A 13,999-nucleotide genomic window follows, 5' to 3' on the forward strand; every position below is an offset into this window, starting at 1 on the left:
AAAGTCGTTATATTAATTCTGCAATTATTTTATTGGGGATACATATCGAGGAGGAAGACACATGCAAAAATCAAAACTTGCTCTAGCTGGCATGGCAGTTTTGTCAGTGGTTACACTTGCTGCTTGTTCTAACGGCGGTAGTAATGGCTCTGCCGATAAAACGGTAAAGCTACCAAAAACGTATAATAATACAAAAAAAGCACAAAAAGGCGGCACCTTAAAGATTGCCGAAGTTAACGACGCTCCGTTCCAAGGGATTACCGATCCAGCTTTAGCGTCTAACGCTGAAGACCAAGATGTTTTTGCCCCTATGCAACAGGATTTAATGAATTTTGACAATAATCATAAATTCGTTGACGGTGGTCCCGCTAATCTTAAAATTGATAAGAGTGCTAAGACTGTCACAATTACACTACGCGATAACTTGAAATGGTCCGATGGTAAACCGGTCACTGCTAAAGATGTCGAATATGCACAGGAAGTTGTTGGGTCTCCAGATTCTACCTCGCAGCAATATTCGGATTCGATGGGTGAAATGGTTGGTATGGATGCTTTCCACTCCGGCAAAGCGAAGACAATTTCAGGAATCAGCATGCCTGATGGCGAAAATGGTAAAAAAGTGGTTATGCACTTTAAACACATGGCTCCAGGCATGCAGTATTCTGGACAAAGTTTCTTCTGGGAATATGCAGAACCATATCATCAGATTAAGAACATTCCGATTGCTAAGTTAGCGTCATCCGCGGCTGAACGTAAGAACCCAGTCACATATGCACCGTATACGTTAAAGAAGGTTGTTGCCGGTGAGTCAACGACTTTTGTGCCTAACAAGTATTACTGGGGCTCAAAGCCTAAGATTGACAATGTGACCTTTCAGGTTGTATCCACGTCTGCTATTCAACAAGCATTAAAATCACATAAGTATGATTTTGCTTCGGGTGGTCTACCAAGTGCCAAATATCCGCAAATCAAAAAGACGAGTGGTTATAAGGTTGTCGGTGCTCGTAGTCGTAGTTTAGGTTACTTTGGTTTTAACTTAGGCCATTTTGACACTAAGAGTGGTAAGAACGTTATGGATTCCAACATGAAAATGTCTAATAAGAGCCTAAGGCAAGCCATGGGATATGCTTTAAATCTGGATGAAATTAATAAGAAATTTGGTAATGGATTACAGGAAAGAGCAACTACGTTACTGCCGAAGTACTTTTCACAATTCCACGATAAAAGTGCTAAAGGGTTCCCACTGAATATCAAGAAAGCCAATAAACTTCTGGATGATGCTGGATATAAGAAACATGGGAAGTATCGTCAAACACCAGACGGGAAGCCGTTAGTAATCAAAGTTGCTGCAATGAAGGGATCCTCAGTGCTTCAGGCTGAAGAAGATGATTATATGCAACAGTGGCGTAAAATTGGTCTGAATGTGAAATATGTAAGTGGTAAGCCGATGGAAATGAACAGTTTCTATTCAATGTTGCAAGCTCCAAAATCTAACAAGTACGACGTTTTTGAGGCTGCATGGTCATTGGGAACTGAGCCATCTCAACAGCAAGGCTATGGTGAAGGATCACAGTTCAACATGGGACACTTCGTCACAAAGAAGAATACCGAATTATTGACTAACATTGATTCTGCAAAGGCATTTAACACTAGCTACCGTAAGCAACAGTTTAACAAGTGGCAAGAATACATGAATCAACAGGCAGCCTACATTCCTGATAGTGAAGGAATCGGCTACAATATGATTAACAAACGTGTTAAGAACTATACTTTGAATCCAAAGGATAGCAACGAACAATTTGCTAAGTTGGCGTTGACGTCAAACTCATTAGCTACTAAGTAGTTCTATGATTAGCACTTTGTAATAGTTGAAGAATTTTAGTCTATCACTGAAATAAATCTCCTCTAACTCTAACAGGCAGACGCAAATGTCCGCTTGTTTTGTTAAAGGAGATTTTTTTAATTAGAGTTTATTTATGAAGGTTTGATTTTCAATTGGGCAAAACTCGTGAACAATATCATTTACCAAAAATGAGTATAAATAAAATTATTAAAAGAGTTTCAAAGGCTTGCACAACTTCAAACTCGCAGACAAGCGTAAAATATAAACAAAAATTGAAGGTGAATTCAGTGGCTGTTAACAAGTTAAAGCAAAATCTGATAAAGTTGCACAGAAACAGCTCTCGATCAATTGATATTAATTTATTGTCATCGATGTTAGATAACATCGGTACTTTAGATTCTAAACTACGAGATCAACTTATCTACAGTTCCTTCGCTGAGTGGACTGGCAATAATGTCATTACAAATGAACAGACAGTGTGGTTGACTAGTCAGGTCCGACAACGCAATCTGCTTTTCAAACAGATTTACGAACCGCAAAATGACGCAGTCTATACGAGAACATTTACGGCGTTATTACTAACGTCACTTATTGCTCGTGATGCAGAGTCACCGTTTATGACGGCAAATATGCGAATGCAACTTTTTGAAGACGCAACGCAGTATTTGCAATTAGAAAAAGATTTACGCGGGTTGACCGAGCATGGCTGGGCACATGCATTTGGCCATGGTGGCGACCTGCTGTATTACGTTTGTTATCATCCGAAGTTTCCAACGCGGCTTATTCCACAGGTGTTGGCAGGTATTTATCATGGCATTATGCTGTCTAGCGGTTTTACTGCAGGTGAAGGCAGTCGCTTGGACAACTGTCTTGTTGCGTTACTGGCGCAGGATCGCATAACGGAAAGTCAGCTACTCAACTGGTTGCGAGGGGTCAAGGGCGTTATTGCCTTAACTGCTGACCAGTCGCTACAGTTCAATCAAAAAAATAAGTTAATTAACCTGTGCGTCTCATTGTCTTACAAACTGCGCTTTGAAAGTTTGGCTACCCCAAGGCTATCGGCATGGCTAGATGAGCAAATTCGTGACTTTTATGAAGCCAATGGGACAGTGGCCTGATCTGGAGATGGTCTCTATATGAATATTGAATTAAAACAATACTTTGATACGATCCAGTGTCAACAGTTGGTGGAGAACTATCAATTGAGTGATTTAACCTTCACAGGTTCGCCGCAGTCGGTGATTGAAAAAGCAAAGCGTGATCATGATCGGGTGCCAGTGATGATTATGAATGATGACCAGTTAGCCGGCTTCTTTTGCCTTCACTTGCACCAAGGTCCATTGGAAATTGGTGGCCGTGCTGACTCGGATGTGTTATTGCGTGCCTTGTCGATTGACGAACGATTCAGGGGACAAGGTATTTCGCTTGCCGCGATGAAGTTGGTACCGGCATTTGTTAAAGCTCATTTTCCGTATGTGACTCGTATTATTTTGGCCGTGAACTACCATAATATACCCGCACAACACCTTTATCAGAAGGCGGGTTTTCACGATACCGGCATTCAGCGTGTTGGCAAGATTGGCCCGCAGTATGTCCTGTTTAAAAAGATAAATGAGTGAGTTACTGCCCGGGAGGGATAACGATGAATAAAATTCTAGTGATGATTTATGATGGCTTTTCGATGTATGAAATTAGTCCGTTAACCTCGATTCTTGCCTGGAGTCAAACGGATTGGCAAATTGATGTTGTAGCCGCTGAGCACAAGCCATATCAAACTGAAGATGGGTTTGAGGTAATACCACAAATGACATTTGAAGATGTTCAGAATATTCAGGCGTACCAGATGCTCGTTATGCCAGGAATTGCGAATTATCATACCGTTTTACCTGATCAAAGGAACATTGCCTTTCTCAGTCGTTTTAAAATGCGGCCACGACCAGTTATCGCGGCAATTTCGGCTTCACCCATTCTACTGGCAAAAGCTGGGTTATTGGACGACACCAAGTTTGTGGCGGGACTATTCGAAAGTGCATACGAAGAGGAGCGTTTCATTCCCAAACGTAATTTGGTGCGTAAACCAGTTGTATCAGATAATGGTATCGTGACTTCCACTGCGTTCTTCCCTCGTGAATTTGGCGTCACTGCGGCACATGCGATTGGCGTCAATGTGCCGAAAAACATTTTTGAACAGTTTGGTACAGATGCAAGTGCCGAAGATTTAACTTTTCGAGATAATGGTTAGTTCTGCAATTTTATTGTGAGGTCGGTTTGCTGCAAATTTGTACGAAAATATGTATACTAATGCTGAGAGGTGATGGTGATGGTTAATCCACAAAAAAATCTAAATATTCGACCTGTTTCAGAATTGCGTACTTATAACAAAGTGTTAAATCAGGTTGGACCAGATAGCCCCGTTATTTTGACAAAAAATGGCTATGGTAAATATGTTCTACTTGATTTAGAAGATTATGAAAAGTATGAGACGTGGCGAATTAGTGAACAATTGTTAGCTGATATTGAAAAATCTGAACAGGGAAGAAGACACAAGATTGAGGACGTTCGAAAGGAATTTTTAGATAAATGGTAGATTGCAAATTTAATCCGAATTTTTGGACAAATTGGTCAGCATAACCTGATACGGTGTTTTCCAGTCAAGTATTTTAAGCGGTCTCTGGTTAATTTGGAGTAACGTCGTCGTTAAATCTTGAGCACTAATGTGCTCAAAACGAGTCCCCTTAGGATAAAAATAACGTAAATTCCGATTAAAGCGTTCATTACTACCACGTTCAGCTGGCGTATAAGCATGACAGTAATAGGTCTTAATACCATATTGTGATTCAAATGATACTAGCCCACTAAACTCAGTACCACGGTCCACAGTAAAACTGTGCACCGGTCCATTAAAAGTTGTTAGGAACTTAGTCAGTGCTTCATTAACACTCGCTGTCGTTCGGTCCTTTAACCGATATGCCCAAAGGAACCGTGATTTGCGATCGATTAAAGTTAATAAAACTGCCTTACTATGCCCACGAGGGCCAACGACGGTATCTAGTTCAAAATCACCGATGCGATTACGTTGATTAATCATCATGGGACGCTGTTCAATCGATCGCCCCAAAGATTGATTATATTTGGATCGTTGGTCAACGTTACGCCGTTGGCGTACGCCATGTTCAGGTAGATCATTCAAGGAGAAACCAATTCTCCCCTGATTTAGCCAATTATAAATAGATTTAGTCGCTAGTTTAAATTCGTGAGCAATCATTCCTGGTGACCAGCTTAGATGTAAATGGTTGAGAATTGTTTGCTTTAACTCATCGCTCAGCTTAGTTTTCCGACCACATCGTGATCGCTTGTATTCGGCATCTGTTTGTGCTAATTCAGCCTGATAAGGTTGACATCGAGATAATTCATAAGAAATTGTTGACGGTGATCGGTTCAGCCGAACGCCCATTTGGATATTGGACAGCCCTAGTTCACAAAAGGTTTCGATTTTAATTCGTTCGGAATAGGTTATACTAGACAAAAGATCAGCTCCTAAAAGATGGGTTTGTTGTAAACACCATTTTAAAGGAAGCTGATCTTTTTTGTCCGAACAGCGTTCGGATTAATTTTACAATCTACTAAATGACCTTTTCTGTGGAAATAACAGACGTAGTTCATGCTCAGCTGGATGAAATTTATGTACAAGTTTCATCTAACTTTGGGAAGGCAATTGCTAAGAAAAGTATTGATAAGATCATTGAACAGATTATGAATCTTAGTGATTTTCCTAGAATGGGACACAACGGAAGAAAAGCAGGGCTAAATATACCCTCGAACTATTACTTGTTATTTCTAAAAAGGAATACACTTGTATACCAGATTATTGATGACGAGAAGATTATTCTAATCGAAGAAATTTACGATGCTCATCAAGAAATCGCTACAGCTATACAGAACAAAATTGGAATTCAGAGAATACAGCAAAAACCTGAGTTATAGGTATAGTAGATAAATTTGTGACTATTTTTTATTTGTGTGGAACCATTTGCATCTTGGTTGGTTTAAGTTAGGCTTCTTTGGAGGATGAAATATGAAAGATAATCAGACCTCGTCAAATCGGGAACCTGTATCAGAATTACAAACATATGAAAAAGTTTTATCACAAGTTTTTCCAGGAAAGCCGGTATTCTTAACACGCAATGAAGAAGATACTTACGTATTGTTGGATTTTCATGAGTATAAAGAACAAATGCTTTCGCTAATTTCAATGGAGTTAACGGCGGCAATTACAGAATCTAAAAAAGAAAAAAGGTACAGCTTTAAAGAAGTTCGAAAAGAACTTTTAGAAGATGAAGGTATTAATGAGACAGAATCACTTGATAGTGATAAAAAGCATTAAGTAAAAAGATCTCTTTAGAAATTGCCATTGAATTGTTTGGCGTTCATTATGATTTTTTGAAGTGTTCAGACACTAGATAGTTGTTTCAGTTTAAATATAAAATATGCCGATAAGTCAAAACCACTGATACAGTGCTTTTGACTTATTTTTTTATGAGATGATTTAGTGCATTCTCACCGTTTTCTAACAATTGACGACATTCTGCGCTATACTTAATCAACGAGTGATTTTCAGAATGGGGGATCAGTTTGCATGGCCACATATGGGGCAACGTTTCGGCAGCTACGAATCGGTAAGAATATGACTTTAAAGGAACTGGCTGACGAACAAGTGAGTGTTGGTTTCTTGTCTAAGTTTGAAACGGATCAATCGAAAATTAGTGTAGACCGGTTGATGCATTTACTGGATAAGATGAATGTGACTGCTGATGAATATTTCTTTGCCCAACATGATGGTTATGCCAAGCCCCAAGTACCTAAAGTATGGTCTGAAATGAGTGTGCCAAACGCTGTGGCAGCATTAGGCAGCGGTTTTTATTACACCGCCGGATTATCGAATCGCGGGCAATGGGAAAAATTAGCACGGTGGCAACAGCACTTGGCCGAACAGGCCTCCTCAACACTGACAATGGGTCATTGGTTAAACTTGGATTTTGCGCAACTGCTTCTGGCACAACATCAGCAGTCAGAACCTTATCCGTTTGCTCAACGGGCGATCACGTACTTACAACAAATTGATGAGTGGAGTATTTACGAATTGATCGTGTTTAACGTTTTTCTGCAGGGGATGAGCGTACCCGATGCACAGCAACTAGCCCTGTCCGCCAAGCATAAGTTGGTTTCACAGGCGCCACTTAGCGAGATTGCAGGGATGCACCGTGGCTTTTTGGTCACTAGTTTTTGCTTTTTTATGAACCGCACTCGTTTCGATATAGCGGAAGAATTGCTTGGGCAGATGCACAGTCTGCACAAAGAACAATCACCACAACAAAGTACTGGCGATTTCGGAATGTTAATTCTGTGGTGTCAGGGATGGCTGACCTATCGCCGTGACAGTGAGGAACGGGGGCAGTCACAGATGAAGGATGCGCTGACAATTATGCGATTGTGTGAAGAGGAAAGCCTGTGGCGTTTGTACGCTGCTTTTAGTGATCGAATTTGGCAAACGAAGGATGATCATTTACTTTATCATTCACGGTTAATGGCCTAGAAAGGGGAATGACATGGCATCGTATGGCGAAACGTTCCATCAGTTGCGCGTAGGTAAAGGATTAACGTTAAAAGAACTTGCAGATGAACAGGCGAGTGTCAGTTTTCTCTCAAAGTTTGAACAAGGCCAATCGAAAATCAGTGTTGATCGACTGATGCATTTGCTTAAGAAAATGAACGTGACTGCTGATGAGTATTTCTTCCTACAGCATGATCGTTATCTGAATTCCCCGATGCCAGTCGAATGGCGTGAAATGGGTTCCGCAAACGCACTAACAGATTTAACGAACATTTTCCTGATTAGTTCGGGTTTGGCGATGCGACATCAGTGGAAAAAACTTTACGCGCGGCTCGATGTATTGAAAGAAAACGCTAAAAAATCTCCGACGGTTAATAATGTGTTGGGATACGACTATGGTCGAATGATGCTGGCCAATCATACCGGGAAAAGCATCGAGCACAGTTCGGATTATGCTGTGAAATATTTAAAGCAGATTGACGATTGGGGCATTTATGAAATTTTAGTCCTCGAATCCTTTTTGACCGCCATGCCATTGGCCGATGTTGAATTATTTACTAATATTGCTGAACGTAAACTGACGGCGAATGAGTCGATTATGTATGTCGCGGGCATGCATCGCGGATTTTTAGTCAGTAGTTTTGCATATTTTATGTCGTTGGATCAGTTTGCGTTAGCCAATGAAACTTTATCGAAGATGGAAGCTTTACATAAAAAGCGTGATGGTCGTGATTTGACTGCTAATTTTGCAATGACGATATTATGGTGCGAGGGTTGGTTCAAATATCGCGTTGACGACAAGGTACTGGGCAGGTCCAAGATGAACGATGCCACCACCATGATGAGGTTATGTAAAGAAGATCGTATGTTTAGGATTTATGACGATTTTACGGCAGAAATTGTGAGTGCACCAAATGATCACGATTTTCATTACGGGACCGTTATTTCTTAGGAGAGGTCAATATGCAATCGTTAGGACAAACGTTTCATGCATTTCGGCAAAATAAAAACTTAACGCTTAAAGAAATTGCTGATGAACAGGTTAGTGTGGCTGTGATTTCCAAATTTGAACATGATCAAACGACATTGAGCATTAATCGGTTTCTTCATCTTTTAGGGCAGATAAATGTCACGACGACAGATTTCTTTTATCACTATTTTGATCGTTTTGAAAATGAAAAGGTTCTGAATATTTGGGGCGTTCAGGCTTCTTTTGAGGGGATATTAGCCAATTTTTACGAAGGCAATCATATTGCTAGTATGACGAATACAACAGATATTGATGAAATGGACGCACTGAAAACATATACGAAGGCTATGCAATTAAAGGCACGTCAAGATCCTACGCTGATCAATCGAGTAATCGCTGCGTGGATGGCCAGTATTTTAGATGCTCAACAGTTGCATTTTGACGATAGCGCCAAGACCATACAACCAGTGGTGGACTACTTAACCAGTGTTGGTGAGTGGAACGAACTTGAACTTATTATTTTTGTTTTCATTATTCCGACAGCAGATCCCGATGTTTTGATGCAACTTTTCCGTCGTTATTTGAATCAAGCGGAATTGTATCAAGGATTACCCGAGGCAAATAATCTGGTTTTTTCTGCTTGTTTCTCGTTGTTTACATGTATGATTGCCAAACAAAAAGGAAAATATGCAGTACAGGTATTGAAGAAGTTCGATAAATTAGTTACTAAATTTGAAAGTGCGCGGTTTGCCATTCTTAGAGAATTTCTGCATGGCTGGTTGAAAGTGTTTCAGGGCAATCGTCAAGCTGGGTTGGAACAATGTCAGACCGTTTTGGACCTGACACAAACGCTGGGATTAGCCAAGACACATACCTATTATCATGAGTTGTATGAGCATCTTTCTGCACCCACGCCGACCTTGTTAATCTTTCTGCGTTTTTTTTAAGGAGAGTTTTTATGCAATCGTTAGGACAAACGTTTCATGAACTACGCAAAAGTAAGAATCTAACACTTAAAGAAGTCGCGGACAATGAAATCAGCATGGCCGTGATTTCCAAGTTTGAGAATGATCAGACGATGTTGGGCGTGGACCGCTTTTTGCATTTGTTGCAACAAATCAACGTGACCACGACAGACTTTTTCTATCGTTTTCGACAGTCGGACGAGCAAAATAAAAATGCATGGTCGCAATTTTCAGAAGATGGCAGTCCGTTGCCAGAAATCTTTGATGTTTTAGCACCCTATGCGGATGTATTTCAAATCTCCAGCGATGAAAGTCAAAGTACGGCACAAAAGATTTCAAGTTTTAAAACTTACATCGAGTTGATGGGACAAGAATTAAAGAGAGATCCGAGCTTAACCAATCGTTTGAAGATATCTTTGGCAAAAGCAGCACTGAAGATACACCAATCCAACATGAAAGATCACTTCTCGACACATCAAGAAATGTTACCAATTATTGATTATTTAGGCGGGGTATCCGTCTGGACTGCTTTTGAATTACTGTTCTTTATTTCAACTTCGATTTATATGGATGTCGAGGACGCTATGATGCTTTTTTCTCGGTTTATGAAGCAGGCAGATTTTTATGTTCGTTTAACGGATTTGAGGAACTTAGGGTATTCCGTTTGTTTCACGCTTTTTTCGATTATGGTCGCACACAGAACGTATGATAACGCTAAAATAGTGCTGGAGAAATTCGACGATTTACTGAGCAAGGATACTGACGTAGAAGCACAATTTGCCATCATGAGTTTGTTTTTACATGGTTGGTATCTGTATGTAACTGGACAAGAAGCTGTTGGCAAAGATAAATGCAATACTGTATTGCAACTCTGCAAAACTCTGCATTTAAATGTAGATTCACGTTCTTATCGCGAAATTTATGTGAACATGCAGGACAAGAAATCGGCCATGATTTACTCAAGAATCTTTGATTAGGGGGATATTCTATGTCATCACTGGGACAAACATTTCATGAGTTGCGCAAAAGCAAAGGACTAACCCTTAAAGAAGTCGCTGACGAGCAAGTCAGTGTGGCCGTGATCTCGAAGTTTGAAAATGGCACTAGTATGCTTGGGGTCGATCGTTTCTTACATCTGCTGGATCAAATTCACGTGACAACAAGTGAATTTTTCTATTGGCAAACAGATCAGTATGCCGCTGATTCAAGTTCATACTTTAATGAAGCCGGTCACTCTTCGCCAAGCTGGAAGTTAATAGAACCATTTCAGGAAATCATCGTTTTAGTTAATCACGCTGATCCGCCAAAGAACGTTACACCGATTGACCAGTATCAACAGAGACTGTCAAAGACGGTTAAAGATCAGCCAACACCGATGAATTTATTATTAATGGCGTACGTTAACAGCAGTGCCGATTTAATGCATTTTAACTTGGATAAGGCAGCTCAAGATATTTTGCCAGTGGTTAACTATTTGAGTGCCGTTGGTCAATGGGGCGAATTTGAAGTTTATTTGCTCATTTTTTCGTTATCCTTTCTTGAGGCTGAGGACGTGTTGCGGTTGTTTAAACGGGCAATGCGACGTGCAGATTGGTATCAATGGCTGTCTGATGATCGCCATATGCGTTTTAATTTGTGTTTTGATGCTTTTTCTGTGTTGGGCGAATTGTCAAACTAAGTGCAACGGTTTGTCAAAAAATACTTCATATGGGGTTTCATAGTTTAACACTTTGCGAGGACGTTGATTTAACTGCTTTTGGCAGTGTTCAACGTCCTGTTCTGTATAATTATCAATATCTGTTCGCTTGGGAAAATATTCCCGGATTAATCCATTTGTATTCTCATTTGTTCCACGCTGTTCAGGCGAATATGGATCGGGCCAATAGACAGTAACACCTAACCTTTCGCTGATTTCATCAAGATGAAGAAATTCGGTCCCATGATCTGGTGTAATAGAATGAACAAATTCTTTAGGAATGGCCCCTAACAGTTCAACTAAGCCTTTATTTATCTCCTGCGAGTCCTTTTGCACAACCTTTTTGATAAGCGTAAGCCGACTAAGCCGATCGACAATCGTTAAAAGGATGGAGTGACCCGTTCGACCAATCACAGTATCAATTTCCCAGTCACCTATACGTTGACGCTGGTTGATAAAACCAGGGCGCTCATGGATCGAGATATAGTCGGTCTGTACTTCTCGATGTCGTCTAGTATTCTTTGAATGCCGAGTCCGATGTTTATGTCTGAGATGGCGCTGAATACCGGTATCACCACGTGAGGAGTACTTCTCACCTAAATTGTGTTGATAGATATGACGGTAAATTGTGTTGTAGCTAACACACCATTGATGTTCCTTATTAAAGCGAGCGGTAATCTGCTCTGGTGACCAGTGCAGATCTAAGATGTAATGAACAATTTGACGGCGTAATTGTGGATGGCTGTCTAATAGCCGCTTCTTGTGACAATTCTGCCGCTTTTGATGATAGTCATTATCTGCTTTGCTTGGGGAATAATTACCTGCACAACGTTTTAACTCCCGTGAAATAGTGCTTGGATTTCGCCCCAGCCGTAACGCAACAGCCCGGATAGATAACCCCTTAGCTCGTAAAAACATAAGTATTTCACGTTCTTTTATAGTAAGATGTTTATAGCTCATACCGGATACCTCGAATTGTTTGATTTGGTCGTTAAACATATTCTACCCGGTATGGGTTTATTTTTTTACTTTGTGTTGCATTTCAATTGTAAATTCGCCTGACAGGAAAACAACATTACGCCGAAGCAAGCGAAGTACTGAAGATAATGGACAAACTCGTTCACGACAAAGACAGCTCAGATGTGCGGTATGCGGTTCAAAACCTCTTTATGCACGGTTGGCTAGACATCGTCACTGGTGCAAAAGAAAAAGGTAAACAGCAGTGTGAGAATGCACTGTCTGTTTACCGAATTTTGAATGTTAGCGGGGATGACGATCTATTGCGCCCGATTTATGAGCACATTTTGAAATATGATCCGAGCGATTTGAAACACATGATGATTATGATGACACTGGGTTAGTTTACCCGACACTTTTCAAACCGTTGCGCTGATTCATCCGTCAGCTCGACGGTTATTTTAGTACCTTCGGCAACATATTCGGTTTCCAAAATATGTGCCTTTTCATTCAAGAAGTTTAAAATGTTGCCTTGATCAAACGGAATCAACAGGGTAACTGTCTGGTAGTTCTTAAAGACTTGTTCCCGAATCATCGTAATCAATTCGTCCAATGAAGCGTCGTCGCGAGCCGAGTAAACGAGTTGCATACCCTCGCGTGACGGATATTTGGCCTCCGTTTTGTCGGCTTTGTTGAACGCAACAATCATTGGAATATCAGTGACACCAATTGCCTTCAAGGCTTCATTAGTCGTAGCCATCATTTGCTCACTGTTCGGGTCACTATAATCCACGACCTGAATGAGCAAATCGGCGTTAGCAGCTTCAGCCAGCGTAGAACGGAATGCTTCGACTAATCCGTGAGGCAGCTTGCTGACAAAGCCAACGGTGTCTGAAAGTAAGAACTGCTTTTGATCCGGCAGGTTAATCTGTCGAACACTGGTATCAAGCGTTGCAAACAACATGTTCTTTTCAAATACCTGTTTGTCTTCGTTTAAACCATATTTGCGGACAAGACCGTTCATGGTGGTTGATTTACCAGCGTTGGTATAACCGACTAATGCTACAGTTGGGAGTCCATTCTTTTCCCGTTGCGTACGTTGGGTGTCGGCAGCTTTGGTGATGTCTGTTAGCTCGCTCTTCAGATGTTTGATCTGATTGTTGATGGTTCGGCGATCCATTTCTTGTTGTGTTTCACCAGCACCACGGTTAGTGAATCCGCCACCACCGCCGGCACCAGTTTGCTGGTCCAAACGTTGGTTAACGCTGGTATGCAATCGTGGCAGTTGATACTGGAGTTGTGCAATTTGAACCTGTAGCTTAGCTTCCCGTGTCTGAGCACGGTTGGCAAAAATATCCAGAATCAAAGCAGTTCTGTCCAGCACACTCGCTTTAGTAGCCGATTCGATGTTACGAATCTGTGAAGCGGTAAGTTCGTCGTTTGTCACGATGGTATTCACGTTTTCACTGGCCACAATTTCAGCCAGTTCGGTAATTTTTCCCTTACCAAAGTAAGTGCCTGGATGCGGCCGTTCAAGTTTTTGACGAACTTCTTCCTTAACAATCATATTATTGGCGGCAACTAGGTTGGCAAGTTCTTCCATGGAATATTCAAAGTTGCCAGCACCGGTGTTGAGACCGGCAATAATAACTTCTTTTGGTGCAATTGCAGTTTCGTCCAAATGTGTGTCCTCTTTTCTAAGCCGAGACTTGTAATGATTTAATTATACCATTTCGCGCCTTGCGCTGGCCGGTTCGGTGTTTGCGAGAGGCGAAGGGCAATTCGTTTTAGGAATGAATGTTGAAGGCCAGTTAGATTTGAGGAAAATATCTGAAATCAATGGGCCCGTGAGCATGACAAACCTTCAACGGAATTAACAAAATTCAGACCAATTGTTCTATACACGAAATATTTCATGCTAAAACATCTGCTACGAACGGACTAATGCAATACATAA

At 40.9% G+C, this 13,999-nt stretch carries 16 protein-coding genes; 13 read left to right on the forward strand and 3 right to left on the reverse strand.

What is annotated here, in order from left to right:
• Positions 1 to 61 precede the first annotated feature (61 nt).
• The 5 genes from ABUE36_RS03120 (at position 62) to ABUE36_RS03140 (ending at position 4,430) form a co-directional block, all read left to right on the forward strand.
• Positions 62 to 1,843, forward strand: coding sequence for an oligopeptide ABC transporter substrate-binding protein (locus ABUE36_RS03120; protein ID WP_421017120.1), 1,782 nt, complete (start codon positions 62 to 64; stop codon positions 1,841 to 1,843).
• 287 nt (positions 1,844 to 2,130) lie between these two features.
• Entirely contained in the window at positions 2,131 to 2,961 is an 831-nt protein-coding gene (locus tag ABUE36_RS03125) for a DUF2785 domain-containing protein (protein ID WP_421017121.1), read from the forward strand.
• A gap of 18 nt (positions 2,962 to 2,979) precedes the next feature.
• Positions 2,980 to 3,462 carry a GNAT family N-acetyltransferase gene (locus tag ABUE36_RS03130; RefSeq protein ID WP_421017122.1) on the forward strand — a complete coding sequence of 161 codons (483 nt, stop codon included), beginning with the start codon at positions 2,980 to 2,982 and terminating at the stop codon, positions 3,460 to 3,462.
• A gap of 23 nt (positions 3,463 to 3,485) precedes the next feature.
• Positions 3,486 to 4,085: a DJ-1/PfpI family protein gene (locus ABUE36_RS03135; RefSeq protein WP_421017123.1), complete on the forward strand. Its 600-nt coding sequence runs from the start codon at positions 3,486 to 3,488 to the stop codon at positions 4,083 to 4,085.
• A 78-nt stretch (positions 4,086 to 4,163) separates the two neighbouring features.
• Positions 4,164 to 4,430, forward strand: coding sequence for a type II toxin-antitoxin system prevent-host-death family antitoxin (locus ABUE36_RS03140; protein ID WP_421017124.1), 267 nt, complete (start codon positions 4,164 to 4,166; stop codon positions 4,428 to 4,430).
• A 9-nt stretch (positions 4,431 to 4,439) separates the two neighbouring features.
• Here the strand turns inward: ABUE36_RS03140 and ABUE36_RS03145 are convergent, their stop codons facing one another.
• On the reverse strand, positions 4,440 to 5,369 hold the full coding sequence (locus ABUE36_RS03145) for an IS30-like element ISLpl1 family transposase (protein WP_096109805.1): 930 nt from the start codon (positions 5,367 to 5,369) through the stop codon (positions 4,440 to 4,442).
• 113 nt (positions 5,370 to 5,482) lie between these two features.
• Here ABUE36_RS03145 and ABUE36_RS03150 point away from each other — a divergent pair, with 113 nt between their 5' ends.
• From ABUE36_RS03150 to ABUE36_RS03180, 7 genes are all read left to right on the forward strand, one after another.
• Entirely contained in the window at positions 5,483 to 5,827 is a 345-nt protein-coding gene (locus ABUE36_RS03150; protein WP_421017125.1) for a type II toxin-antitoxin system RelE/ParE family toxin, read from the forward strand.
• 91 nt (positions 5,828 to 5,918) lie between these two features.
• Positions 5,919 to 6,227: a hypothetical protein gene (locus ABUE36_RS03155; RefSeq protein WP_017260943.1), complete on the forward strand. Its 309-nt coding sequence runs from the start codon at positions 5,919 to 5,921 to the stop codon at positions 6,225 to 6,227.
• A gap of 252 nt (positions 6,228 to 6,479) precedes the next feature.
• The gene (locus tag ABUE36_RS03160) at positions 6,480 to 7,436 is read left to right on the forward strand and encodes a helix-turn-helix domain-containing protein (protein ID WP_421017126.1); all 957 of its coding nucleotides are present in this window, start codon (positions 6,480 to 6,482) and stop codon (positions 7,434 to 7,436) included.
• Positions 7,437 to 7,449: 13 nt separating this feature from the next.
• Entirely contained in the window at positions 7,450 to 8,406 is a 957-nt protein-coding gene (locus ABUE36_RS03165) for a helix-turn-helix domain-containing protein (RefSeq protein ID WP_421017127.1), read from the forward strand.
• A gap of 11 nt (positions 8,407 to 8,417) precedes the next feature.
• Entirely contained in the window at positions 8,418 to 9,371 is a 954-nt protein-coding gene (locus ABUE36_RS03170) for a hypothetical protein (protein WP_421017128.1), read from the forward strand.
• A gap of 11 nt (positions 9,372 to 9,382) precedes the next feature.
• Positions 9,383 to 10,366 (forward strand): hypothetical protein, encoded by a 984-nt coding sequence (locus ABUE36_RS03175; protein ID WP_421017129.1) that lies wholly within the window; start codon positions 9,383 to 9,385, stop codon positions 10,364 to 10,366.
• Positions 10,367 to 10,377: 11 nt separating this feature from the next.
• The gene (locus ABUE36_RS03180) at positions 10,378 to 11,067 is read left to right on the forward strand and encodes a helix-turn-helix domain-containing protein (protein WP_421017130.1); all 690 of its coding nucleotides are present in this window, start codon (positions 10,378 to 10,380) and stop codon (positions 11,065 to 11,067) included.
• Here the strand turns inward: ABUE36_RS03180 and ABUE36_RS03185 are convergent.
• A complete protein-coding gene (locus ABUE36_RS03185; RefSeq protein WP_191982121.1) occupies positions 11,059 to 12,045 on the reverse strand; it encodes an IS30 family transposase in 987 nt (328 codons plus the stop codon). The two genes, ABUE36_RS03180 and ABUE36_RS03185, sit on opposite strands and share 9 nt — an antisense overlap.
• 146 nt (positions 12,046 to 12,191) lie before the next feature.
• Between ABUE36_RS03185 and ABUE36_RS03190 the strand changes: the two genes are divergently transcribed.
• The gene (locus ABUE36_RS03190; protein WP_161001797.1) at positions 12,192 to 12,446 is read left to right on the forward strand and encodes a hypothetical protein; all 255 of its coding nucleotides are present in this window, start codon (positions 12,192 to 12,194) and stop codon (positions 12,444 to 12,446) included.
• On the opposite strand, the gene hflX is transcribed toward ABUE36_RS03190, so the two are convergent.
• Positions 12,443 to 13,723, reverse strand: coding sequence for a GTPase HflX (gene hflX, locus ABUE36_RS03195; RefSeq protein WP_421017131.1), 1,281 nt, complete (start codon positions 13,721 to 13,723; stop codon positions 12,443 to 12,445). The genes ABUE36_RS03190 and hflX overlap by 4 nt on opposite strands.
• Between the last annotated feature and the right edge of the window lie 276 nt (positions 13,724 to 13,999).

It is taken from the genome of Furfurilactobacillus cerevisiae, assembly GCF_048961765.1.
Lineage (GTDB): Bacteria > Bacillota > Bacilli > Lactobacillales > Lactobacillaceae > Furfurilactobacillus > Furfurilactobacillus milii_A.

Coding starts and splice junctions, on each gene's coding strand:
- ABUE36_RS03120 (WP_421017120.1), top strand. CDS start 62: ATGCAAAAATCAAAACTTGCTCTAGCTGGCATGGCAGTTTTGTCAGTG.
- ABUE36_RS03130 (WP_421017122.1), top strand. CDS start 2,980: ATGAATATTGAATTAAAACAATACTTTGATACGATCCAGTGTCAACAG.
- ABUE36_RS03135 (WP_421017123.1), top strand. CDS start 3,486: ATGAATAAAATTCTAGTGATGATTTATGATGGCTTTTCGATGTATGAA.
- ABUE36_RS03140 (WP_421017124.1), top strand. CDS start 4,164: ATGGTTAATCCACAAAAAAATCTAAATATTCGACCTGTTTCAGAATTG.
- ABUE36_RS03155 (WP_017260943.1), top strand. CDS start 5,919: ATGAAAGATAATCAGACCTCGTCAAATCGGGAACCTGTATCAGAATTA.
- ABUE36_RS03160 (WP_421017126.1), top strand. CDS start 6,480: ATGGCCACATATGGGGCAACGTTTCGGCAGCTACGAATCGGTAAGAAT.
- ABUE36_RS03165 (WP_421017127.1), top strand. CDS start 7,450: ATGGCATCGTATGGCGAAACGTTCCATCAGTTGCGCGTAGGTAAAGGA.
- ABUE36_RS03170 (WP_421017128.1), top strand. CDS start 8,418: ATGCAATCGTTAGGACAAACGTTTCATGCATTTCGGCAAAATAAAAAC.
- ABUE36_RS03175 (WP_421017129.1), top strand. CDS start 9,383: ATGCAATCGTTAGGACAAACGTTTCATGAACTACGCAAAAGTAAGAAT.
- ABUE36_RS03180 (WP_421017130.1), top strand. CDS start 10,378: ATGTCATCACTGGGACAAACATTTCATGAGTTGCGCAAAAGCAAAGGA.
- ABUE36_RS03185 (WP_191982121.1), bottom strand. CDS start 12,045: ATGAGCTATAAACATCTTACTATAAAAGAACGTGAAATACTTATGTTT.
- ABUE36_RS03190 (WP_161001797.1), top strand. CDS start 12,192: ATGGACAAACTCGTTCACGACAAAGACAGCTCAGATGTGCGGTATGCG.